This window comes from Parabacteroides caecihominis, from assembly GCF_023656785.1.
GTDB lineage: Bacteria > Bacteroidota > Bacteroidia > Bacteroidales > Tannerellaceae > Parabacteroides > Parabacteroides segnis.
In genome coordinates, this window is the sequence record NZ_JAMOKS010000043.1 from 1 (window position 1) to 22,698 (window position 22,698).

The window sequence follows — 22,698 nt, forward strand, 5'->3', positions numbered from 1 at the left end:
CAGAGAAATACTCCTCAATAACAGCGAATTTAAAAGCGGTGTCGTAAACTTTACGACCTTTAAAGGTGCGAGTACCCATAATCAATTAACTTTCATTAAGTCAACTTTTTCTAGGGTAAGACACAATCCTGAAAAATATGAAACCCATATCTCTTACTTTCCTCTTATTGAATTAATTTCCTATCTTTGCGTCTTCTAAGTGAATAATAAAGATGGCATCTAAGATTACAAAAGGCATTATAATTTCATTTTGGGTACTGTTCGTTGCAGCAGTGGGAACTGTGTTCCTGGTATTTACAGCTATTGTAAATGGTTCAATCGGGTATGTGCCCCCCGTAGAACAGCTAGAAAATCCGATCGATAAATATGCATCCCAGGTTATTTCGGCAGATGGAAAGACGCTGGGTAGTTATGCGCATAGTAAAGATAACCGTATTTATGTGAACTATCGAGACCTTTCGCCTGATTTGGTGAAGGCTTTGATTGCGACTGAAGATGTTCGTTTCACCGAACATAGTGGAATTGATGCTCAGGGACTTTTCCGTGCTGTTGTAAAACGCGGTATCCTGATGCAGAAAAGTGGCGGTGGCGGTAGTACTATCACACAACAGCTGGCAAAACAGCTTTTCTCACCGAATGCAGATAATTTGATGGAACGTCTTTTCCAGAAGCCGATCGAATGGGTGATTGCTGTTCAGTTGGAACGTTATTATACAAAGGAAGAGATTATTAATATGTATCTGAATAAGTTTGACTTCCTGTATAATGCGGTAGGAATCCAGTCGGCTGCCCGGGTTTATTTCGGGACTACTCCGAAGAATCTGAAGATAGAGGAGGCTGCGACTTTGGTCGGTATGTGTAAGAACCCTTCTTATTTTAATCCAAAGCGTCAGAATGAACGTACACGCGGACGCCGTAATACGGTACTGGAACAAATGCAGAAAGCTGGTTACATTACCCGTGCCGAATGCGATTCGTTGAAGGCCTTGCCGCTGGTTCTTCATTTCACCCGTATGGATCACAAAGACGGTCCGGCTCCTTACTTCCGTGAATATCTGCGTATCCTGATGACTCGTCCTAAACCGGATCGCAGCACGTACAGAGGTTGGCAGAAACAGCAGTTTTATGAAGATTCCCTGGCTTGGGAAACCAATCCTCTTTATGGCTGGTGCAACAAGAACAAGAAAGCTGATGGCGAGTATTATAATCTTTATACTGATGGTCTGAAAATATATACGACGATCGACTCCCGTATGCAGCAGTATGCGGAAGAAGCTGTTCGTGAGCATTTCAGTAAAGATTTGCAACCTTCTTTCTTCCAGGCTAACAGAAAGAAGAAACAGGCTCCTTTCTCAATTGATCTTCGTCCGGGTGAAGTGGATACGATTATGATGCGTGCCATGCATCAGACCGACCGCTACCGGGCTATGAAAAAGGCAGGGGAGAAGGAAGATGAGATACGCAAGGTATTCAATACACCTGTCGATATGCGTGTATTCTCCTGGAACGGGCCGGTCGATACGATCATGTCGCCGATGGATTCTATCCGTTACCATAAAAGTTTCCTGCGTACCGGCTTTATGTCGATGGATCCGCGTAATGGTTATGTGAAGGCTTATGTGGGTGGTATCGACTATAATGACTTCCAGTATGATATGGTGAATGGCGGACGCCGTCAGATCGGTTCTACTATCAAGCCGTTCCTCTATTCTCTGGCGATGATTGAAGGTTTTAGTCCATGCGACGAAATGATGCATGTACAAAATACATATTTTGACGAGAACGGTATCCCCTGGACTCCGCGTAATGCCAGCGCCAAGCGGGTTGGTGAACGTGTTTCTATCCAATGGGGATTGCAAAATTCGGATAACTGGGTGACGGCATGGCTGATGAGCCAGATGTCTCCGTATACTTTCGTGCGTCTGCTTCATTCTTTTGGTTTGAAGAATCAGATGGATCCTGTAATTTCGATATGTCTTGGTACTCCTGACGTTTCGGTAGGCGAGATGGTAAGCGGTTATACTGTTTTTGCCAATAAAGGTATCCGTGCTGAACCGATCTATGTGACCCATATCGAGGATCCGTATGGAAATACGATTGCCTCCTTTAATTCACAGATGAGTGAAGTGCTGACGGAAGATGCTTCTTATAAGATGCTTCATATGTTGAAGAATGTGATCGATGGCGGAACAGGCAGCCGTGTCCGTTTCCGTTATGGCATCAAGGCTCCGATGGGCGGTAAGACCGGTACGACGCAAAATAACTCCGACGGTTGGTTCATGGCCTTTACACCTAGTCTGGTGTCGGGTTGCTGGGTTGGAGGTGAAGAACGTTCCATCCATTTCGACCGTTTGTCTGAAGGTCAGGGGGCAAGTATGGCGTTGCCGATCTATGGTTTATTCATGCAGAAAGTATATGCTGATAAGACGCTCGGCTATTCGGAAGAGGAAGATTTCGATATTCCGGAGCAATATGCAAATCCCTGTAAAACCATCACGGAGGAAGAACGCAAGCATATCCCGGCAGATCCCGGAGGCATTGATAAAATGTTTGAATAGTAAACAAGATTGATTATATGAGACTCCCGCAAATCTGAATAATTTATTAGATTTGCGGGAGTTCATTTTTTAAGAAGATCTGAACTTATTCCAAAGGAAAGTGGTTTACAGATTATAAAGTGATATAACATGAATTTCAGACATAAATATGTATTGGCTATTGATCAGGGAACAACTACTTCCCGGGCCATCCTGTTTAATCGTCAGGGACAGGTCATCACACTCTCTCAGAAAACGTTCCAGCAATATTTTCCTAAGCCGGGTTGGGTAGAGCATGACCCGAACGAGATATGGTACACGCAGTCGCTTGCGATCAAGGAAGCGATGGCGAAAGCCGATGTGACGGATGACCATATTGCCTGTATCGGCATTGCCAATCAGCGTGAGACAACGATTGTGTGGGACCGTGAGACGGGCTTTCCTGTCTACAATGCGATTGTGTGGCAGGACCGCCGCACAGCTGATTATTGCGAGGAACTGAAAGCGGAAGGCTATTCCGATATTATCCAGCAAAAAACAGGACTGGTCATCGATGCCTACTTCTCGGCAACTAAAGTGAAATGGATACTGGATCATGTAAAAGGTATTCGTGAACGGGCGGAACGGGGTGAACTTTGCTTTGGAACAGTCGATTCCTGGCTGATCTGGAAGCTGACACGGGGAACACAGTTTATTACGGATATTACAAATGCCTCCCGGACCATGTTATTCAATATAAATACTATGCAATGGGATCAGGAGTTGCTTGATCTGTTTACAATCCCGGCTTCCATGTTGCCGGAGGTGAAGAGCAGCAGCGAGGTTTATTGTGAGACTTCTACCCCGATATTTAAAGCCGGTATTCCTGTTTCGGGAATGGCGGGCGACCAGCAGGCGGCTCTGTTCGGGCAGCTGTGTCTGGAAGAAGGTATGATGAAGACGACCTATGGTACGGGCTGTTTTATGATCGTAAATACCGGGGACAAACCGGTGCTTTCGCAAAACAACCTGCTGACGACTATTGCCTGGAAGCTGGGGGATAAAGTAACTTATGCACTGGAAGGCAGTGTGTTTGTCGGTGGTGCAGCTATCCAGTGGCTCCGTGATGGTATCGGGTTGATACCGAATGCTCCGGTCACGGAACAGATGGCGAAGTCGGTCCCGGACAATGGCGGTGTCTATTTTGTACCTGCACTGACCGGTTTGGGAGCTCCTTATTGGGACCAGTATGCACGGGGAGCAATTATTGGCATTACCCGCGGTACGACAGCTGCGCATCTGACACGTGCTGCGTTGGAAGGTATTTGTTATCAGGTATATGATGTACTGATCGCGATGGAGAATGATATTCACGCCAAGCCGAAGGAGATTCGGGTGGATGGCGGTGCGATTGCGAATAATTTCCTGATGCAGTTTCAGGCGGATATCAGCCGCTGTCCGGTAGTCCGTCCCAGTATAATTGAGACAACTGCTTTAGGGGCTGCTTATTTGGCCGGGTTGGCAGTGAATTACTGGAAAGATATGGATGAACTGAAAGAGCAGTGGTCGCTGGATACCATCTTCACAGCCAAGATGAAACCGGAAACAGCTTTGGCTTTACTTTCCGATTGGCATAAGGCGGTCGGACGGACAATGAACTGGGCGATGGATAGCGAAATATAAAAAGTATGACACCTTTTCTGGCAGAATTTATAGGGACTATGTTGCTACTTCTGATGGGGGGCGGTGTGGTTGCCAATGTTTGTCTGGCTAAGACAAAAGGATATGGTGCCGGGTGGATGGCTATTACCACGGCCTGGGCACTGGGTGTCTTTATCGGGGTTGTGGTGGCCGGTCCGTACAGTGGCGCTCATCTCAATCCGGCTGTTTCGATAGGTCTGGCTATTGGGGGAACTTTCCCCTGGAGCGAAGTTCCGGTATATGTTCTTGCTCAGTTTCTGGGTGCGGCAGCCGGAGCTTTGGTAGTCTGGCTGGTTTATAAAGATCATTTTGATGTAACGGATAGCCAGGATATAAAATTGGGGGTATTTTGTACGAGTCCGGCAATCAGTAATCCGCTTATTAATTTCCTGACAGAGATGGTCGGGACATTTGTCCTGATGTTCGTTGTCTTTTATATAACGGATGGAGAGTTAACCTATGACAGTAATAGTACATTGCCGATAGGATTGGGGTCGGTCGGCGCCATTCCGGTTGCTTTTACTGTCTGGGTGATCGGCCTTTCTTTAGGCGGTCCGACCGGATATGCCATCAATCCGGCACGTGATCTGGCTCCCCGTTTTATGCACATGATTCTTCCAATTAAAGGAAAAGGAAGCAGTCACTGGGGATATGCCTGGATACCCGGAATTGCACCGCTTGCAGGCTCTGCGCTGGCAGCTATGCTTTATTATATTCTGAAATAGAGCATTTAAACGTTTTTTATCTAATCTAAAAAGTGGTATATTCGTGGTATTATTCTGGAAAAGAAGAATAGCCAGAATCAATTTAAGCCTATTGAAATGAGTAGAATAACCACTTTACTTTTAGTATTTTGTTTGATATTGTCCGGATGCGGAAACCATAAATCTCGAAATAATCAGGTTACATTGGAACCGGATTCATTATCCGGACCTCACAGCCATGCGCAAGAGTTGTTTGACAAAGCCCGTGAACTGCAAAAAGGGGAGGATTATCCTGCTGCCATATCGGTTTATCAGCAATTAATATCCCTGGAACCAACGGATGATGACATAAAATCTGTCGCCACCTTGATGGACGAAGGATTCCTGCAATTGGTCTATTGTTATATCTTTGGCGGACAACGGAAAGACGGGGCAGACTATTTCAGTCATATATATAAAGAAAACAAACTTTGGTTTGTACGGAATTATCCCCGTAGTGTGGAAATCGGTATAGCTTATTCCCTCTATGAAGCTACGCGCCTGGAAGAAGCCGTTGCTCTGATAGACCGTGCCTTGTCGCGACAGGAGGAAGGCAGGGAGAATGATCAACTTTACGTGGATAATGGCATTGCATCCGTCATTTATAACCAGGCTGGCGAAATACGCAAGGCGATTGCCTGTGGCGAACGGAGCCTTGAGATTATAAAAACACTGGAAGACCAGTCGAAGATTATATTTGTACTGGGTAACTTGATTTATCAGTATCAGCAGGTCGGAGAGTTTGAACAGGCCCTTGCTGCTTATGAAGCTCTGTTGGCTTCCGGTGAAGGGGAAAAGAACCCATACGCATTGTGTACTGCCGAGACAAATGTTGTCCAGCTTTACGATGAATGGGGTTTGGAAGAGGAAGTGATGCTTCATCTTGATAAAGCCCGTGAAGCTGCCGACCGGAGCGGTGTTCCCGAAGCCTTTCTCCGGGTGGATAATTTATCTGTTTATTATGCCCTTCAATGCAAGGAATATGAAAAGGCTGCCGTTTTGCTGGACAGTATGCAGGTTCGTATGCCGGACCATTCTCAAAATTCGTTCTATCATGAGTTTTATGATAATTACACTTGTATCCTGGCTGTCAGTAAGACGAAAGGGCAGGACGGAAGGACAATCGCTTCGGCTCGCCGATTGATCGGAGAGTTGAAGGATAAGCCGTTGAACAACCTGTCGGTCCTGACATACCGCCTGTTAGGGGATGTGTTGGCAGAGGTAGGGGAGACGGCCTTATCCATAGAAGCGTATCAGGCCTGTTGCGACTATATAGAGAAGAACCAATTGGTGAATCAGCAGCGTCTGGTTTATTATGCGCTGGGAAAACTGTATGCAGAAACAATGCGCCCAGCCGAATCGTCCCGCTATCTGCTGATGGTTCATCAGGCTAACCAACAGTTTACCGAACGCCGGAATGCCGGATTAATTTCGCAATTCCGGGTTAAATATGAAACAAGGGAAAAGGAGCAGGATAACCGGTTGTTGCGTTCCGAGTTGCAGTTGCAGAAACGTACCCTGCAATATTATATCCTGATTGGCATCTTATCCTTTTTATTGGGCATTGCTTTTCTGCTTTGGCTGAGTATGCGTCATAAGAAATCTCTAAGGCTGATTGAGGAAAAGGAAGGGCAGCTCCGGCAGATGCTGACCGAGCGGCAGAATCTGAACCGTAAGAACGAAGAACTTCGTATGCAGATTGAAACGGCAGATGCTCAACATACGATGCAGGAGGTGATTAACAGTCTTTCTCCCCGTTTGCTGACTGCGGAAGAGGAGCAGGAGTTCCGTCGCCAGTTCTGCCTTCTTTATCCGTCGTTCCTGTCGGGGTTGCGGAAGGCTTGTTCGGCTGTGACCCGTAATGATGAGTTGCTGGCTATGCTGATTCGTCTGAATCTTTCGTCGGAAGAAATAGCTTTTGCTCTCGGAAATAACCGGGCAAGTGTGAATACTTCCCGCTTCCGTTTGCGGAAAAAGCTAGAGCTGGACAAAGACGTATCGTTGGAGGATTATATGAGTCGATTCTGAAAGGTCTGTAAATCAATCCACCGTTATCTGTTGTCTCAATTGTCTATTGAATTGTCTATTGCCGTTTTTAGGAAATAGCATCGGTTTTGTATAGTTTCGCTTTTGTTGTAAGGCTTCTGATTGAAGTTATCTATAATATGAATTAAAATTAGCTAACATGAAAACGATTACATTTTCAAGATTGAACAGACCATTTTTATTAAGGCGATTATTAACTATTACCTGTACTTTCCTTTCTGTACTAATTCTGTTTGCGGCTTGCAGTGATGACGACGAGCCGTGTCCGGCACAGCATCCGCAGGTGGCAGTTTGTTTGAAAAGCCAGACAAACAGTTGGCGTACAGCCCTGAGTTATTATGCCACAAATCAGTTGGAATCGAAAGGACTGACCTATACGACTTATGTAGCCAAAGACAAGACACAGCAGGCGAACCAGATTCGTATGGCAGTGGAATCAGGCTGTCAGATACTGGTGGTCGCTCCCGAAGGTATTGCCAAGGATGCACTTGATATCGCTTTCTCGGCAGGGATTCCGGTCATTATGTTTGAAGACGGAGTGACTGATGGCTATACCGTGTTGGTACAGGGGGACAATGCGGCTGCCGGTAAAAATGCCGCAGAGTATGTCGCCTCGAAAGGAGCCGGTCATGCAGTGGCTTTTAAGATTACACAAGACCCAGCGTCGAGCGATGCCCGTGTAGATGCTTTTACAGAGGAATTGAAATCCAAATCACCTTCAACACAGGTGACTACACAGACCCTTTCATTATATACAAGCGCTGACGGCAAGGAAGCCGCAGCCCGTATCCTGGCCGATGACCCGTCGGTGGATGCTTTTTATGCCCAGGATGACGAGGTGGCATCGGGGGTAATCGAGGCCATCAATGAATCCGGCCGCAATGATATCAAGGTCGTTGTCGGTTGTGGCGGGTCGCAGGCTTTCTTCTCATTGATACTTTCGACAACGGTCACGGATGTTGCGACTACGCTTTATTCGCCATCCATGATTACCAAATGCATAGACTTGGCTGATGATGTGCTGAAAGGCAAAACGATTGAGGAAAAACAGATTGTAATGCCGGCCACTGTCGTAAATAAGGATAATGTCCGGGAATATCAGGATAGCAACTCTCCTTATTGAGTTGCTTGGGTTTCCGGTTCGGGCGCAGGATTAGCAGATTCTTTCTGTTAATTCTGCGCTTGAGTAACAGGGTTTCTCTATAAATCCTTATATTTGCCCATCACCAATAAAAAGATAATCGATATGACGACAAAGCCTTATAGCACAGACGAAACTCCACAGTCTCAGCCTGTCTCCGAACCTGCTGTTTCTTATGGTCTGCCACAGGATACCGCCAGCCTGAAGCTGGCAGCAATCAATGAATTGATGAATATCTTCGATCCGGAGCGCCTTTCGCAGGCGGTTGATTATTTGCGGTCGCTGGGAAGGGAAGAGGTTGGAGAATATCCTTATTACCCATCTTCCTCCAATGAATTAAGACAGGAGTTGGCAGAAGCAGAAGATGATTTTGCCAACGGGCGGGTGTATTCAACTGATGAGTTACGTAAAGAAATGCGTATATGGTAACACATTTAGACTGGTCAGCCAAAGCCCGACGAAATCTGAATCAGATATTTGTATATTATAAAAAGAAAAGTGGTCAGGCAGCAGTGCGCTTATTCAATAAGATTTTAGATGAAGCAGAAACATTACTGATCTTCCCCGAGGCTGGAAAAATAGAACCTTTGGGGGAAGATATGCAGATATGTTACCGTTCTTTAGTTATAGAAAAACATTTTAAGCTTATCTATTATAGTAAGAATGATGCAATAAGAATCGTTGCTATTTGGGATTGCAGACGAAATCCGTCTAACTTTAAGCAATTTGTAGGAAAATAGATTAATCAAATCAATCCCCATATAACCTTTATCACCTCCGGAATAGAAGCCTCTACTTCCGGGGTCAGTTCCATATTGACCTCGTTCAGGTTGGCGGCGGAGACGACAATCAGGTGGACTTCCGGCAGGTCGCCGGTCAGAATCATTGTTTCAATCATGTCGCGGAGACCTATTTCGTGTGCACTCATCAACGGAGGATAATCGCTGGCGTATTTCGGACAGATGAGGCGGACGGTGCCCGGAGGATTGCTGTCGAGGGTGGCGTCTACCATGATGATATGGTCGTAACCAGTGAGCCAGCTGATAAGATGCAAGCCTCCCGTCCCGCCATCCATCAGGGTGACGTGGGCGGGAAGCGTTTCTTTCTCCAGGGCACGGATGACGTGTATACCGACCCCTTCATCTTTCAGCAACAAGTTGCCGACCCCTAATATAAGAGTTCTCTTTTCCATCATTTGTTTTTCTTTGCCGCCTTCGTGATTGTTTCGGCTGTCTCTGTTATTTCTTCCTTGTCGGCTATCTCTTCTTCGATGAACTTCCAGCCACCGATGATGGAGGAGGTTTCACCGCGCTGTTCGATGTAGTCGTGATAGAATACCAGATATACATGGACGATGGCGAACAGAATGAAGAACCACATCAGGAAATGATGTATCTGCCGTGCCATCAGGTCGCCGCCCATCAACGGGACGGTCCAGGCAAACAGCTGGGGGAAGGCAGACTGGCTCATTTTGGCATACAGCCCGAAACCCGTAATGCTTTGTAGCAGGAAGGCCCAGAACGTACCGAAATAGATTAAGCTCGCCAGTGCATTATGCCCGATACTGTCGACCGGCTTGTTCTTTATCATCAGTATATCGACTTTGATTACCTCCAATACTTCCTGCCATTGCGATTTTTTCAACGGGATGAAGTTGTTCCAGCGGGCAAAGCGGTTTCCCACGAATCCCCAATACAGGCGGAACACGAAGTTGAAGAAAAACACGAAAGCTGTTACAAAGTGGATGAAACGGACCACGCCGAACCAATAACTGAAATAGGCTTCCGAAGCATTCAGTATGGCCGGAGGGTCGGCAATGATAAACCCGGTAATGCAAAGTATGACGATGCACAATGCATTCACCCAGTGGTAAATACGTACGGGCAACTCCCATACGTATACTTCTCTCAGACGTTTCTTACGACTTTTCATAGTAATACTTTTTAAAACGTATCCATTTGGTGCACATACTTCCCTTCCTCGTCATACAGGTGTACGGCACAAGCCAGGCACGGGTCGAAGGAATGGATGGTCCGGAGGATTTCAAGCGGTTGATTGGCATCGTGTATCGGTGTGCCTATCAAGGCTGATTCATAGGGTGACAGGTTGCCGTTCTCGTCTCTCGGCGAAGCGTTCCAGGTGGTCGGGACTACCATCTGATAGTTCTTCATCCGGTTGTTCTCGATGACGGCGAAATGAGCCAGGGCGCCGCGCGGAGCTTCGCAGAGGCCGACCCCTTGTGCCTGTTTCGGCCAGTTCTCGTTTTCCCACATGACCGGGTTGGCCATGCGCGAGTCGCCATTTTCCAGGTTCTTCATCAACTGGTCGAAAAATTCGAGCGACCATTGAGCGACCAACTGGGTTTCGATGCCGCGGGCGGCGGTGCGGCCCAGGGTGGAGAAGAGGGCGGAGGCGGGGAGGTCGAGGGCTTTCAGCACATTGTCGACAGCCGTTTTCTGCGGTTCCTTTCCGGCGGCATAGGCTACGACGAGGCGGGCCAGCGGGCCGACTTCCATAGCATGTCCTTTCCAACGGGGCGTTTTAATCCAGCTATATTTATCGTCTACGTTCAGATGCTTGTAAGGTGGTTTCGGGCCGGTATATTCGAGGTTTGTTTCTCCTTCGTACGGATGGAGGCCGGCTTTATCGCCTTCGGTGTATTTGTACCAGGAGTGATAGATATATTCTTTGATTTCTTCAGGCGAGTTGGCGTCTACCGGATGAACCTTGCTTAGGTCGCGGTCGAGGACGATGCCGCGCGGACTCATGTAATCTTCTACACCGGCGTATCCATGCAGGGGAAAATCGCCGTAAGAAAGGTAATTGCTTACGCCACCGCCTATCTTGCTCCATTCGTTTTTATATACACCGGCAATCATCAGGAGATCGGGGATATACACCTGGTCGATGAAATCCTTGCCTTCCTGCAACTTCTGTTTCACCAGTGCGAGACGTTCGGCATTGATGGCGTTCGCCTCGTTCAGGTCGATGCTGCACGGCATACCGCCGACCAGGAAGTTGGGATGCGGGTTCTTTCCGCCGAAGACGGCATGTACTTTTACAATCTCTTTCTGCCATTCCAATGCTTCGAGGTAATGGATGGTGGCAATCAGGTTCTGCTCCGGCGTCAGTTTGTAGGCCGGGTGCCCCCAATACCCGTTGGCGAAGATGCCCAGTTGACCGCTGGCGACGAACTTCTTGAGCTTGTTTTGCATTTCGGTGAAATAGCCTTCCGTGTTTTTGGGCCACGGCGACAGCTGCTGGGCGAGGAGGGCAGCCGCTTTCGGGTCTGCCTTGAGGCCGGAGACAATGTCGACCCAGTCGAGGGCATGTAACTGGTAGAAATGCACCGTATGGTCGTGCATGTAGAGCACCGCTTCCATGATGTTGCGCACCATTTCGGCATTGGGCGGAACACTGATGCCGAGTGCATTCTCAACGGCGCGGACCGAACAAAGCGAGTGGATGGAGGTACACACGCCGCAAACACGGCCTACGAACACCCAGGCATCGCGCGGGTCGCGGTCGCGTACTATGTTTTCGATTCCGCGTACCATCGTACCGGAACTGTATGCATCTTTGATTTTGCCATTTTCGATGGCGGCCTCTACCCGGAGATGACCTTCGATACGGGTAATAGGGTCTATAACGATTCTTTCAGACATGGTGTTGTTAATTTAATTAGATGGTAGATTTGCTTTCCGGTTCTTCGTTGTCGATAAGTTTCTTCTTCCGGATGTTGGTGGCTACGGCATGGACGGCGATGCCGGCTGCTGTCGCGGCTCCCAAGGCAAGGCCAATCTGGTCGGCTGTCGCTTCGATGCCGAATCCGTGTACGTCGGGCATCCGTTTATAGAACGGGCTGTTGTCCCAGAAGTTTTCTTCGCTGCAACCGAGGCAGGGGTGACCGCTCTGGATGGGGTAGCTCGTCCCTTCGTTCCATTTGATGATACCGCAGGAGTTGTAGGTACTCGGCCCTTTGCATCCCACTTTGTAGAGGCAATACCCATGCTTGGCGTTCTCGTCGTCGAAGCTCTCCACGAAGAGGCCGGCATCGAAGTTGGCACGGCGGTAGCAGGTGTCGTGCACGCGGCGTGAATAGAACATCTGCGGACGTCCCAGCCCGTCGAGTTGCGGCATACGCTCGAATGTCAACATATAGATGATTACACCTGCCATGACGTCGGCGATTGGCGGACAGCCTTGTACATTGATGATAGGTTTCCCTTTGATAACTTTATGAATAGCTTTTGCCCCGGTCGGGTTCGGGTTGGCCGCCTGCACGCAACCGGCGCATGCGCAGTTTCCCCAGGCGATGATGGCTTTGGCGCCTTCGGCAGCCTCGCGGGTGATTTGCAGGGCGCTTTTGCCGCCGACACAGCAATAACCTTCGTCTTTCGTCGGAATCGAACCTTCAATCATAAGCAGGTATTCACCTTTATATTTCTTCATGGTCTCTTCCTTGGCAGCTTCGGCCTGTTCGCCGGCGGCAGCCATCAGGGTTTCCGTATAATCGAGTGAGATTTTGTCGAGAAGCAGGGTCGCCACGATAGGGTGGGCGGCACGGATGAACGATTCCGTACAGCAGGTGCATTCTTGCAGGTGAAGCCAGATGACCGGCAGGCGCGGCTTGGTTTCGAGCGCGTTGACAACCTGGGCGACACCGGAGGCTTCCAATCCCATAAAGGCGGCCATGGTGGTACAGAATTTCAGGAAATCCCTTCGGGAGATGCCTTTCTGCCGGCATTCCTCGTAGACGGTTGGTCTTTTGTTATCCATATTTTCGTAATTTATTGGTTTCTTTGTTTTCTTCCGATGACTGGAACAGTACTCTTCCGATAGTCGGAACAACACTCTTCCGATGGTAGGAACAGTGCTTTTCCGATAGTCGGAATAACGCTCTTCCGATGATCGGAAATTTCAGCAGATACGCGGCAGTTGTTCGCCGCTCAGCATATCGACTATCCGGTAGTTGCCGTAAAGTGTCCTCATCTTCACCACTGCGTTGCCTTTCTTTTCCACCCGTCCGATGACGGTAGCCTTTTCTCCCTCCGGGAAACTGTGCATGACGGCCAGTGCTTCTTCCGCCAGTGCTTCGGGGAGGATGACCAGCACCAACCCTTCGTTGGCGACATACAGCGGGTCGAGTCCCAGTATCTCAGAAGCGCCTCTTACGGCATCGGGGATGGGGAGGGCCGCTTCGTCCAGTATGATTTCAACGTTGGCCGCTTTCGCAATTTCGTTCAGTGTTCCGCTCACCCCGCCACGTGTCGGGTCACGGAGCACATGGACTTCCTCTATATTTTTTAACAATCGGGAGAGCATATTGTTTAACGAAACGGTATCACTTTTCAGATTTGTTTCGAATCCGAGGCTTTCGCGGGCGGAAAGGATGGTGATGCCATGCGCTCCGATGGAACCGCTGCAAATCACTGCGTCTCCGGGTTGTACGCGGTCGGGGGCGATGCGGATGCCTTCGGCGACGACTCCGATGCCGCTGGTATTGATAAAGAGTTTGTCGCATTTGCCGCGTTCCACCACCTTGGTATCACCGGCGACAATCTGCACGCCGGCTTTGTCGGCCGCTTTCCTCATGGACTGCACGATGCGTTGCAGGTCGGCAAGCGGCAGGCCCTCTTCGAGTATGAACCCGGCTGTGAGGTAAAGCGGACGGGCACCGCAGCAGGCAAGGTCGTTCACCGTCCCGTTCACCGCCAGGTCGCCGATATCCCCTCCGGGAAAGAAAATCGGGTCGACCACGAAAGAGTCGGTCGAGCATGCCATGCGCCCTTCCTGAACGGGAAATACACAGCCGTCGTGGTCCTGTTCCAGTAACGGGTTGCGGAAGACGGGATAGAAGATGTTACTTATCAGTTGATGCGTCATCCTCCCGCCACCGCCATGCGCCATCAGCACACAGTCGGTATCGTTCAACGGTATCGGGCAGTTAAAATCTTCGTTCTTCATACATTATATTTATAATAAGCCGCACAAACTCCTTCCGACGAAACCATCGGTGCACCTTTCGGGCGTTCCGGCGAGCAACCCTTTCCGAAGAAAGGGCAGTCGGCGGGGTGCTTTACGCCCCGCATGATGTCTCCGGCAATACATTCGGATGGGATTTCTGTTCCATTCGGATGGAATGGGAATTTCTCCCGGGAGGAGTAGGCTGCATATGTTTTCTTTAATCGTAAACCGCTGTGGGGAATGATGCCGATGCCCCGCCATTCCTGGTCGCATGCCTCGAGCGTTTCGTCCATCAATGCGCGGGCGGGCGGGTTGCCCGTTTCGGGGACGGCACGCCGGTAGGCATTCTCGACAACGTGGCTTCCGCCTTCCAACTGGAGCAGGCAACGATAAATGCCGTATAGCAGGTCGACCGGCTCGAAGCCTGTCACAACCATCGGTGTTTTATATTGTTCGGCTAGCTTGTGGTAAGCTGAGTTTCCTGTGATGGCACAGACGTGTCCGGCGGTCAGAAATCCGTCTACCTTACTTCCCGGGTCCGAAAGAATCGCGTCTATGGCCGGAGGAACTGTGAACAGTGACGTGAGTAACGAGAAATTGCTTAACTTTCGCCGTTGTGCCTCTTTTAACGCCATCATATGAATAGGGGCGGTTGTTTCAAAGCCAATGGCGAAAAAGACAACTTCTTTCTTCGGATTTGTTTCCGCCAGTTCGACCGCATCGAGCGGGGAATAAAGCATTCGAACATCTGCGCCGTGTGCCTTTGCCTGCAATAAATCTTCTTTTGTGCCCGGCACACGCATCATATCACCAAACGAAGCCAGAATAATATCGGATTGTCTCGCCAGTTCAAGTGCCTGGTCAATCAGACTAACCGGAGTCACACAAACCGGGCATCCCGGCCCGTGAAGTAGCCGGATTTCCTGTGGCAGCATCTCTTCCAGGCGGTAACGGGCAATGGCATGTGTTTGCCCGCCGCATATCTCCATGATGTGCCACGGCCGGGTCGTTACCTTTCGGATAGCCCGCAGGAGTGCCTGTACCTGTTCGTTATTTCTATATTCATCGACGTACTTCATAAGCGTTGGAGTTTCTTTAAATCTTCCAGTGTTTCCTCTGCCTCTTGTGCATTCACTACTGAGATCGCCATTCCGGCATGGGCAAGGATATAATCGCCTTCCGTCACATCGACCCATTGGATGCAAATGTTCTTGGTGATGCCGCTAAAGTCGACTCTGGCCATGGCCAGCTCAGGCTCGGAACGGTCTATGCTTATAATTTTACCAGGTATTGCCAGACACATAAGCTGATTTGTTTTTTATTAACAACTCCAAAAGTAGGCAATATGTTTGGGAAAAGGTGTGTTAAATGATACATATTATCTATTAATTTATAGATAAAAGTTATCTCTATTGTTGCCGGGTTCGGTTGTTTGTTAAACTTAAACCCTCTATATTTGTGAGCATAGTAAAACAAACAGTGTGAGAATATCGATATTGACAATCCGTGGGTTAGTGCAAGGCGTTGGCTTTCGTCCTTTTATCTATCGTATAGCAAATGAGATGAAGATAAAAGGAGAGGTCGGTAACCGAAATAACGGAGTGTCGATCCGTGCGATCCTGACTCCGGAGCAGCGGGAACTGTTTATTTCCCGGATCAGAAATGAGCATCCGGCAGTTGCTTCGATCCATAGTGTTCAATGGGAAGAAGCCGACGTTGCAGATACGGATTATCCGGATTTTATGATTGCACCCAGCCGTTCCGATTCGGAGGAGGTGACGCAGGTAGCGCCCGATATCGCTGTTTGCCCCGAATGCCTTTCCGACTGGATGAGGCAGCCGCATCGCCTGCGTTATCCTTTTATCAACTGTACGCATTGCGGCCCCCGTTTCTCCATCATCCGTGATTTGCCTTACGACCGGAAGCAGACCACGATGGCCGCCTTTGCCATGTGTCCCGACTGCCGGAGGGAATACACGACGGTAAGCGACCGCCGTTTCCATGCGCAGCCTGTGGCCTGTAATCATTGCGGGCCTTTCTATTATGCCATATATAATAATGTAAAGATAAAGGAGTATGATAAGTTGCTGGACCTGTCCGTCCGCCTGCTTCGTGAAGGAGAAGTGATAGCGGCGAAAGGCATTGGTGGCTATCACCTGATATGTGATGCCCTGAACGGGGAAGCGGTGGCACGTTTGCGGGCGATAAAGCAGCGCGACAGCAAGCCTTTTGCCGTCATGTTCCGCGATATGGGACATTTACGGCATTATGCGGAGGCGGGCCCGGTCGAAGAAGACTGTCTGTCTTCCTGGCGTCGCCCGATTGTCTTGCTGAAACAAAAGAAAGCACTGGCGGACGATATAAACCGCGGCATGCGGACCTTGGGCTGTATGTTGCCTTATATGCCGTTGCATGAGGATTGGTTTGCCGCCCTCGACACACCGGCCTTGGTGATGACAAGTGGTAACCTGAGCGATTACCCTATTGCCATAACTCCGGACGAAGCCGTGGAGCAGTTGTCCGGAAAGGTCGCTCTCCTGCTTCATCATAACAGGGATATTCATAACCGGGTGGACGATTCAGTCCTTCAGGTTTGCGGCGGGCAACCTTGCCTGGTGCGCCGTTCGCGCGGCTATGTACCGGAGCCTTTCTTTGCCGACATTCCCGTGGAAGGTATCCTGGCTTTCGGTGCGGAGAAAGTAAATACGTTTGCCCTGGGAAAAGGGGATACCATTCTGCAAAGCCAGTATATCGGCGACCTGAAGAACTGGGAGACATTCAGCTTCTACACGGAATCGCTGGACCGCTTCCGGCATCTTTTCCGTTTCACCCCTTCTCTACTGGTCTGCGATATGCATCCTGACTATCTCTCATCGCAGGAAGCGGAGCGCATTGCCGCACGTACCGGATTGCCTTTGCTGAAAATACAACATCATCACGCCCACGCGGCAGCCTGCATGCTGGAATATGGCTTGCATGAGAAAGTGGTTGCCATCGTCCTGGACGGGACGGGGCTGGGTGACGACGGAAAGGTCTGGGGAGGTGAGTTCTTCCTCTGCGACCGCAAAGAGTACCGCCGTCTCTCGCATTTTGAATATGTCCCGCTGCCCGGTGGCGATAAGGCGGCTGTGGAACCCTGGCGGATGGCCGTCGCTTATCTGTGGCATTATTGGGGAGATTCCGCCCGTTTCCCGGAAAGCTTTCCTGAACGGGTGGGTGCGGATAAAATCCGCCTGCTGATGACGATGATGGAGAGAGGCGTCAATACGCCCTATACGTCGGGTGCCGGCCGGCTGTTTGATGCCGTCGCCTCCCTCTTGGGGTTGTGCGACGTGTCGACCCATCAGGCCGAGGCTCCTGTAAATCTGGAGCAGGCAGCCGGCAGTGAACAGTCGGCGCGTTATCCGGTTATAATAAAGGAAGGTGTTATATCCTTCCGTCCCTTGTTTGAGGGACTGTTGAACGATTGGGCTTCCGGAGTCTCCGTCGGTGACTTGGCTGCCCGGTTCCATAATACGATGGCTTTCCTGCTGCTCGACGAGGCCGCACGCCATCTGCAACAGACCGGAGCGACCCGCGTGGTTATCTCCGGCGGCTGTTTTCAAAATAAAAGGTTGACGGAACAGTTACAATGTTTATTTGCCGCAAAAGGCATCCCGTTGTATGTTCCGGGCTGTATACCATGTAATGACGGGGGAGTTGCCGTCGGCCAGCTGGCTATTGCCGCTTCCCGGAATAAAAAAGACTGATTATGCACGAAATGTCTATTGCACAAAGTATCGTAGAACTGGCCGAAGAGCAGGCACGCAGCCGTCATTCGGAAGCCGTCGAGGAACTGGAACTGGAAATCGGCCGCTTGGCGGGTGTGGAATTGTATACGCTTGATTTCGCACTGGAAAGTGCTGTGAAAGGTTCCCTGCTCGAACATGCTTCGATTGTCCGCCATATCATTGACGGCGAGGGCATGTGTACCGGTTGCGGGCTGACTTTTCCGATGGAGACTCTATTCACGCCTTGCCCGGCATGCGGTTCCTATTGTGTTAAAATCATTAAAGGAAAAGAACTTCGTGTAAAATCTATTGTTATTAAATAATAAATACAAAACGCTTATGTGTGGAACTTGCGGGTGTGGAGAACACCATCATCATCACGAACACGACCATCATCATGAACATGGCCATGAACATCATCATCACCATCACGATGAGGATAAGGTAATAACTCTTGAACAGGATATACTCCGGCGGAACAATCTGCTGGCGGAGCGCAACCGCGGTTATTTTGAGGCAAAGGAAATCTTCTGCCTGAACCTGATGAGTTCGCCCGGTTCCGGAAAGACTACGTTGCTGGAGGAAACCGTGCGCCGCCTGAAAGGCAAACTCCCTTTGTATGTCATCGAGGGAGACCAGCAGACTTCTAATGATGCCGACCGCATTGCCGCACTGGATATCCCCGTTTTCCAGGTCAACACCGGGACCGGTTGCCATCTGGAAGCTGATATGGTGAATCACGCAGTCAAACATCTGGCGCCGGCCGATCATTCGATACTTTTCATAGAGAACGTCGGCAACCTTGTTTGTCCTGCCATGTTCGACCTGGGCGAAGCAAAGAAAGTTGTTATCGTTAGCACGACCGAAGGTGACGATAAGCCGTTGAAATACCCGCACATCTTTGCAGAAGCCGATGTTTGCGTAATCAATAAGACAGACCTGGCACCCTATCTGAATACCGATATAGAGACCTTGAAGAGTAATGCTTTAAAGGTGAACCACCATTTGCAGGTGTTTGAAGTGTCGGCAACGAAAGGGGACGGCATGGATGCCTGGTGCGACTGGTTGTGCTCAGAATGTGCAAAATGTAAATAAATAACCCCTGTTTCGATGGATAAATGGATAAAAAAGCTATATTTGTTCCTGTTCATTGAATCAAAATAATCAAAATGTTATGATTAACCGAGAATTAATCGACCCGAAGAGCATAGTCGTAGTAGGCGGCTCAAATAATGTACACAAGCCGGGCGGGCGTTTGGTACGAAATCTCCTTGATGGCAAATATAAAGGAGAACTGTATGTCGTGAATGCCAGGGAAGACGACGTGCAAGGTCTGAAATCGTATCATTCCGTGCAGGATATTCCGGATACGGAAATGGCTATCATATCGATTCCCGGTTCTTCGTGTCCCGAAGCAGTTGATATCCTGGCTAAACAGAAGAATGTAAAAGCATTTATCGTGGTTTCCGCCGGCTTTGGCGAAGAGACCCACGAGGGGGCTGTACTCGAAAATCAGATGCTGGATAGTGTGAACGAAGCAGGTGCTTCCATGATTGGCCCGAACTGTATCGGACTGATGAATATGAATTTTCATGGAGTGTTTACACAGCCTATCCCCGAATTTCATCCCGACGGAGTCGACTTCGTCTCCAGTTCCGGCGGTACGGCGCTTTTCATCATTGAATCGGCATTGACAAAAGGCTTGCGTTTCTCCTCTGTATGGTCGGTTGGCAACTCCAAGCAGATTGGGGTAGAGGAGGTGATTGAGTATATGGACCGTAACTTTGATCCTGTACTCGATTCCAAAATCAAGATGCTTTATATCGAACAGATTAAAAATCCCGATAAATTATTGTATCATGCCGCTTCGCTGATTCGCAAAGGCTGTCATATCGCAGCCATCAAAGCTGGAAGCACTGAATCGGGCAAGCGTGCTGCTTCCTCGCATACCGGTGCGATTGCCAGTTCGGATTCGGCTGTGGAGGCTCTGTTCCGTAAAGCCGGTATCGTACGCTGTTTCAGCCGTGAAGAGCTAACGACAGTTGCCTGTATTTTCACCCTGAAAGAAGTAAAAGGAAAAAACTGTGCAATCATTACACATGCCGGAGGCCCTGCTGTCATGTTGGCGGATGCTCTTTCCAAAGGCCGTCTGAACGTTCCCAATCTGGAAGGTCCGATAGCGACCGAGTTGAAATCCAAGTTATATCCCGGAGCAGCCGTTAGCAATCCGATTGATATTATCGGAACGGGAACACCGGAGCATTTGGCTACGGCAATAGACTTCTGTGAGAATAAGTTTGAGGAAGTCGATTTGATGATGGTTATTTTCGGAAGTCCCGGTCTGGTGAAACTATATGATACATACGAAGTGCTTCATAAAAAGATGGAAGAGTGTAAGAAACCAATCTTCCCGGTATTGCCTTCTATCGTAACTGCCGGCCCGGAAGTGCGCAGCTTTGTGAAAAAGGGACATGTGAATTTCTCGGACGAGGTGACTTTGGGTACGGCTCTTTCCCGTGTGATCAATACGCCGAAGCCGATGAGTACCGATATACAATTATATGGTGTCAATGTGCCCGAAGTGCGTCGTATCATCGACCAGTTGCCATCCAACGGTTATCTGGCTCCCGAACAGGTTCGTACACTGCTGGGTGCTGCCAATATCCCATTGGTGGAAGAGTTTACATCGACCGACAAAGACGAGTTGATTGCTTTTGCAAAACGTGTAAAATTCCCTGTTGTGGCAAAGGTAGTCGGTCCTGTACATAAAAGTGATATTGGCGGTGTTGCCCTGAATATCCGCAGTGAGGAGCACTTGTTGTTTGAGTTTGAACGTATGATGCGCCTGCCGGATGTGACGGCAATTATGGTACAGCCTATGCTGAAAGGGCAGGAGTTGTTCCTCGGGGCGAAGTATGAGGAAGGCTTCGGTCATGTAATCCTTTGCGGTCTGGGAGGTATTTTTGTTGAGGTACTGAAAGATGTTTCTTACGGTCTGGCTCCGTTATCCTATGATGAGACCTTTTCAATGATTCGTTCTTTGCGTGGTTACCCGATTATTAAAGGAACACGCGGGCAGAAAGGTATCGACGAGCAACAATATGCAGACATTATAGTCCGTCTTTCAACTTTGCTTCGTTTTGCTTCTGAAATAAAAGAAATGGATATTAACCCGCTGGTTGCAACCGACCGGGGATTATTTGCGGTAGACGCCCGTATCCGGATAGAAAAATAATATCTCTGACAGATATTAATAAAAAGGGGAATTGAAACGTAAGCCTGTCGATTTGTTTCAATTCCCCTTCGTTTATTTGTACTACTCAGCCTGTTTTCTTCCCCTTCTTTTTCGTCCGGGAAGTGACGGCGGAATATTGTCTCTGACAAATTTTTTAAAGCTACTGAGCGATACCTGGTAATACTCGGCCAGTTCGGCGTACGTAGCATTTTCTTCGTTGAGTTCCTTTTCTATCTGTTCTTTCTGCGCAAGTAGGTGGTCCATTTTGGGAGTACCTTTCGGGCGTCCGAGGGTTGTGCCCCGGCTTCTGGTAATTTCCAGCGATTCTTTTGTCCGTGTCGAAATTAGTTTGCTTTCAATTTCCGAGACGAGCCCAAAAGTAAATGCTAACGTTTTGCTGTCGACATTGTTTTCAAAAGTATACCCTTCTTTGAGACAGTAAAGAGTGATCTTTTTTTCAATACATAATAATATCAAATGCATAATTTCCATCAACCTCCGGCTCAGGCGTGTGACATCGGCTACAATTAATGTATCGCCGGCCTCCATATTTTTTATAATATCTTCAAGCCTGTTCTTATGTCGTGAGGATGTTGTTCGTGTATCTTTATGCCATTTGTCTATAGTCATGTTATTGTTCGCGGCAAACTGTTCAATCGCATTTTTTTGATTGTCACTTTGTTGCTTGTTTGAATATGTTCGTGTATAGGCAATTATCATACTATTTTTAATGTTGATACGTTTATATTATAACATATTGGCTAGCAATATGTTCATGTCTGCTTGTCCTTCTTTCTGCTGTTTCACCTCCTTTCCTTTAAATCTTGTAATTAAACAGATGCGAAAATAATCAATTAAAAAAGAACACGAAATATTTGGTGGATAAAAATAAATACTTACCTTTGCACCGCAATCGACAATAAAGGGGTTGCAAAACGGGGTGTAGCGCAGTCCGGTTAGCGCACCTGCTTTGGGAGCAGGGGGTCCCAGGTTCGAATCCTGGTACCCCGACAAGAAAGAGAATCAACGAATTGGTTGGTTCTCTTTTTATTTTTTAATCTATATGATATATTATCCAAACTTTTCTTTCCTGGTTAGTTTTTTACAAATAAACTGTCATACTCTCATTTTTCTTTTATATTGATTGAATCTCAATGTGTATATCTATGATAGTTGTTTGAAATAACTATCATGGCAACTGTCATAATCCTCATTTAACTATCATATCTTCCTGTTTATCGAAAATATAAGGTGCCTGAATGTATTGTCGGTGAGCTATTTTACATTATATATGCTTCTTTTTTTAGTGATGTTATAGCTTTTTTTGCGAAGAATAAGCGGATTATTTCTCTGAGACCCCTATTTGAGTGCCTTTTACACCCGGGTTTGAACTGTGCTGAGACCCGGGTGTAAAGGGAAAACAGACCCGGGTCTCAGCGTAAATGGGTCGTTATGTTGTTGAAAATAAACAATATACTGCATGATAAAATATAGGTGTGTTTATGATAGTATGATGGTTGTGTCGATCCGTATCATCTAAACTATCATACGATGCATGGCTTTGAATATCAATTGATGA

Annotated in this window: 19 protein-coding genes and 1 tRNA gene; 12 read left to right on the forward strand and 8 right to left on the reverse strand. The window is 48.3% G+C overall.

All coding sequences use genetic code 11. The annotated features are described in order from the left end of the window. Nucleotides 1-212: 212 nt before the first annotated feature. From NBH14_RS24730 to NBH14_RS24760, 7 genes are all read left to right on the forward strand, one after another. Nucleotides 213-2,558: a transglycosylase domain-containing protein gene (locus NBH14_RS24730; protein WP_186961497.1), complete on the forward strand. Its 2,346-nt coding sequence runs from the start codon at nt 213-215 to the stop codon at nt 2,556-2,558. A gap of 129 nt (nt 2,559-2,687) precedes the next feature. Beyond that, nucleotides 2,688-4,199, forward strand: coding sequence for a glycerol kinase GlpK (gene glpK, locus NBH14_RS24735; protein WP_186961498.1), 1,512 nt, complete (start codon nt 2,688-2,690; stop codon nt 4,197-4,199). 5 nt (nt 4,200-4,204) lie between these two features. Next, nucleotides 4,205-4,942: an MIP/aquaporin family protein gene (locus tag NBH14_RS24740; protein ID WP_186961499.1), complete on the forward strand. Its 738-nt coding sequence runs from the start codon at nt 4,205-4,207 to the stop codon at nt 4,940-4,942. Between the two features lie 96 nt (nt 4,943-5,038). After that, complete coding sequence (locus tag NBH14_RS24745; RefSeq protein ID WP_186961500.1) at nt 5,039-6,988, forward strand: tetratricopeptide repeat protein; 1,950 nt, start codon at nt 5,039-5,041, stop codon at nt 6,986-6,988. A 157-nt stretch (nt 6,989-7,145) separates the two neighbouring features. After that, nucleotides 7,146-8,129: a substrate-binding domain-containing protein gene (locus NBH14_RS24750; protein WP_186961501.1), complete on the forward strand. Its 984-nt coding sequence runs from the start codon at nt 7,146-7,148 to the stop codon at nt 8,127-8,129. 123 nt (nt 8,130-8,252) lie between these two features. Continuing rightward, entirely contained in the window at nt 8,253-8,576 is a 324-nt protein-coding gene (locus NBH14_RS24755) for a hypothetical protein (RefSeq protein ID WP_229061329.1), read from the forward strand. Then, nucleotides 8,570-8,887, forward strand: a complete 318-nt coding sequence (locus tag NBH14_RS24760; RefSeq protein ID WP_186961502.1) for a type II toxin-antitoxin system RelE/ParE family toxin — start codon at nt 8,570-8,572, stop codon at nt 8,885-8,887. The genes NBH14_RS24755 and NBH14_RS24760 overlap by 7 nt, the downstream gene beginning before the upstream one ends. Nucleotides 8,888-8,892: 5 nt before the next feature. Here the strand turns inward: NBH14_RS24760 and NBH14_RS24765 are convergent, their stop codons facing one another. The 7 genes from NBH14_RS24765 to NBH14_RS24795 all read right to left on the reverse strand — a co-directional run bounded on the left by NBH14_RS24765 (nt 8,893) and on the right by NBH14_RS24795 (nt 15,417). Then, entirely contained in the window at nt 8,893-9,339 is a 447-nt protein-coding gene (locus NBH14_RS24765) for a HyaD/HybD family hydrogenase maturation endopeptidase (protein ID WP_186961503.1), read from the reverse strand. Next, entirely contained in the window at nt 9,339-10,079 is a 741-nt protein-coding gene (cybH, locus tag NBH14_RS24770; protein ID WP_186961504.1) for a Ni/Fe-hydrogenase, b-type cytochrome subunit, read from the reverse strand. Before cybH ends, NBH14_RS24765 begins: the two co-directional genes overlap by 1 nt. An 11-nt stretch (nt 10,080-10,090) precedes the next feature. Beyond that, on the reverse strand, nt 10,091-11,812 hold the full coding sequence (locus NBH14_RS24775) for a nickel-dependent hydrogenase large subunit (RefSeq protein ID WP_186961505.1): 1,722 nt from the start codon (nt 11,810-11,812) through the stop codon (nt 10,091-10,093). 16 nt (nt 11,813-11,828) lie between these two features. Further along, entirely contained in the window at nt 11,829-12,926 is a 1,098-nt protein-coding gene (locus NBH14_RS24780) for a hydrogenase small subunit (RefSeq protein ID WP_046146805.1), read from the reverse strand. A gap of 141 nt (nt 12,927-13,067) precedes the next feature. Further along, nucleotides 13,068-14,114, reverse strand: coding sequence for a hydrogenase expression/formation protein HypE (gene hypE / locus NBH14_RS24785; protein ID WP_186961506.1), 1,047 nt, complete (start codon nt 14,112-14,114; stop codon nt 13,068-13,070). Further along, a complete protein-coding gene (gene hypD, locus NBH14_RS24790; protein WP_186961507.1) occupies nt 14,111-15,193 on the reverse strand; it encodes a hydrogenase formation protein HypD in 1,083 nt (360 codons plus the stop codon). Before hypD ends, hypE begins: the two co-directional genes overlap by 4 nt. After that, a complete protein-coding gene (locus NBH14_RS24795) occupies nt 15,190-15,417 on the reverse strand; it encodes a HypC/HybG/HupF family hydrogenase formation chaperone (RefSeq protein WP_122327928.1) in 228 nt (75 codons plus the stop codon). The genes hypD and NBH14_RS24795 overlap by 4 nt, the downstream gene beginning before the upstream one ends. Nucleotides 15,418-15,595: 178 nt before the next feature. On the opposite strand from NBH14_RS24795, the gene hypF reads away from it, so the two are divergent. The 4 genes from hypF to NBH14_RS24815 all read left to right on the forward strand — a co-directional run bounded on the left by hypF (nt 15,596) and on the right by NBH14_RS24815 (nt 21,119). Beyond that, nucleotides 15,596-17,863: a carbamoyltransferase HypF gene (gene hypF / locus NBH14_RS24800; RefSeq protein ID WP_186961508.1), complete on the forward strand. Its 2,268-nt coding sequence runs from the start codon at nt 15,596-15,598 to the stop codon at nt 17,861-17,863. A 2-nt stretch (nt 17,864-17,865) separates the two neighbouring features. After that, on the forward strand, nt 17,866-18,207 hold the full coding sequence (locus NBH14_RS24805; protein ID WP_186961509.1) for a hydrogenase maturation nickel metallochaperone HypA/HybF: 342 nt from the start codon (nt 17,866-17,868) through the stop codon (nt 18,205-18,207). 16 nt (nt 18,208-18,223) lie between these two features. After that, the gene (gene hypB / locus NBH14_RS24810) at nt 18,224-18,979 is read left to right on the forward strand and encodes a hydrogenase nickel incorporation protein HypB (RefSeq protein ID WP_048314694.1); all 756 of its coding nucleotides are present in this window, start codon (nt 18,224-18,226) and stop codon (nt 18,977-18,979) included. Nucleotides 18,980-19,058: 79 nt separating this feature from the next. Continuing rightward, nucleotides 19,059-21,119 (forward strand): acetate--CoA ligase family protein, encoded by a 2,061-nt coding sequence (locus NBH14_RS24815; RefSeq protein WP_186961510.1) that lies wholly within the window; start codon nt 19,059-19,061, stop codon nt 21,117-21,119. Between the two features lie 81 nt (nt 21,120-21,200). Here NBH14_RS24815 and NBH14_RS24820 read toward each other — a convergent pair whose 3' ends face one another. Next, complete coding sequence (locus tag NBH14_RS24820) at nt 21,201-21,839, reverse strand: recombinase family protein (protein WP_007653257.1); 639 nt, start codon at nt 21,837-21,839, stop codon at nt 21,201-21,203. Nucleotides 21,840-22,055: 216 nt separating this feature from the next. Between NBH14_RS24820 and NBH14_RS24825 the strand changes: the two genes are divergently transcribed. Continuing rightward, nucleotides 22,056-22,130, forward strand: a tRNA-Pro gene (locus NBH14_RS24825). Nucleotides 22,131-22,698: the final 568 nt, after the last annotated feature.